The following is a 1,540-nucleotide window of genomic DNA, read 5'->3' as shown; positions in this document are numbered from 1 at the left end:
TTCCGGTTCAGGGTCTGGTTCCGGTCCTGATTCAGGATTGTGTCGTGTTTGACACGGATGGCGCTTCAGGCGTCATCGTCGTTCAGCGTCACCGATTTAATACAGATAAAAATATATCTGTATGGATGATTCCGTATCCGTAAACGCACGTAAACCGATGCTCAAACCGGGCTGATCCGGGAAAGCGGCCATTGCGTGGCCGGCGCGCTGCGCCGCTGCAGGCAGAATCCGGAAGTCCTTTCCATACGGCAACTTGCGCAGATTCCTGCCTTTCGGGGCCGGCCGGTGGTGCGCAGTGCGTGCCGGTTCGTGCCGGCGCGGCTGCCATCTGAAACGCAGATGCAAACAGCGATATTTGTATCTTTTAATTTTCAGACATGCACGCTATGTCATTGATGGGCAAGCATTGTTGTATTTCAGACAAAATTTGACCAATGGGTTTTTCCATGCTGCGGAATCGGGTACTTGAGACGGCCAAACCACCTTCTCGGGGATGCAGCCCATGTCCGGACTACATCGCATCACTCCTCTTGCCCGCACCGCCCTGCAGCACGGCGGCCGTTGTTTCGCCCTCGCCGCGCTGCTGATCTGCGCCGCCGCCCCCGCCCACGCCGGCCGGGTGCACCACACCCACGCCGGCAAGAGCGCATCGGCCGCCGGAAGCGCGCAGGGCGCGGGGGACCATGACCAGATCGGCGTGGCCTCGTACTACAGCAGCCGCTTCAGCGGCCGGCGCACGGCCTCGGGCGAGCGCTTCGACCCCTCGGCCATGACCGCCGCGCACATGACGCTGCCGCTCGGCACCAGGGTGCGCATCACCAACCTGAAGAACGGCCAGAGCGTCGTCGTGCGCATCAATGACCGCGGCGGCTTCCGGCGCCACGGCCGCATCCTCGACCTGTCGCCGGCCGCGGCGCGGGCGCTGTCGATGACCGGTGCCGGCATCGCGCGCGTCGGCCTCAAGCGGGTCGGCGGCGACAGCTGAGCCGCAGGCCGCGCCGGGCTCTCAGTCCGGCGGATCGAGGCGCATCGCGGCGGCTGCGAAGCCTTCGGCGAGGGCTGCGGCCAGCGCGCGGATGCGCGCGGTGTGGCGGATGTCCTCGTGCACGCCGTACCACAGCGCGCGCGCCGGCGGTGGCGGACCGGCGTCGAGACGCACGAGTCCGCGGCCGTCACCGAGATAGCGCGCCAGACAGCCGATGCCCATGCCGGCCTCGATCGCCGCCAGTGCCGCCTGCCGGCGGTTGCAGCGCAGGCCCGGGCGTGCCGCGTGCGTGCGCGCCGCGAACCACTGCATTTCCGGCGCCTGGCGCAGCTCGTCCGACGGCAGCACCGTGTACTGGCCCGGCGCCCCGGCGGCGAAGTCCGGCCGGCCGTGGCGATCGAGGTAGTCCGCACTCGCGTACACGCCGAAGCCGACGCGCGCCAGCCGGCGTGCGACCACGCCCGGCTGCGTGTACGGCGCCAGACGCAGCGCCACGTCGGCCTCGCGCCGGCTCAGGTCGAGATCGCGACTGTCGGCGAGCAGTTCGAGTTCGAT

The 1,540-nt window shown here is 67.8% G+C and carries 2 protein-coding genes; one reads left to right on the top strand and one right to left on the bottom strand.

Features of this window, described 5'->3' with window-relative positions:
• Positions 1 to 502 precede the first annotated feature (502 nt).
• The gene (locus PKE44_RS19320; RefSeq protein ID WP_324554467.1) at positions 503 to 985 is read left to right on the top strand and encodes a septal ring lytic transglycosylase RlpA family protein; all 483 of its coding nucleotides are present in this window, start codon (positions 503 to 505) and stop codon (positions 983 to 985) included.
• A 21-nt stretch (positions 986 to 1,006) separates the two neighbouring features.
• Here the strand turns inward: PKE44_RS19320 and PKE44_RS19315 are convergent.
• On the bottom strand, positions 1,007 to 1,540 hold a 534-nt coding region (locus PKE44_RS19315), incomplete at its 5' end, for a LysR substrate-binding domain-containing protein (RefSeq protein WP_324554465.1).

The sequence above is a fragment of the Plasticicumulans sp. genome (assembly GCF_035331805.1).
Lineage (GTDB): Bacteria > Pseudomonadota > Gammaproteobacteria > Competibacterales > Competibacteraceae > Plasticicumulans.
The sequence above is the reverse complement of the archived record's forward strand: the minus strand, read 5'-3'. Positions and strand labels throughout refer to the sequence as shown.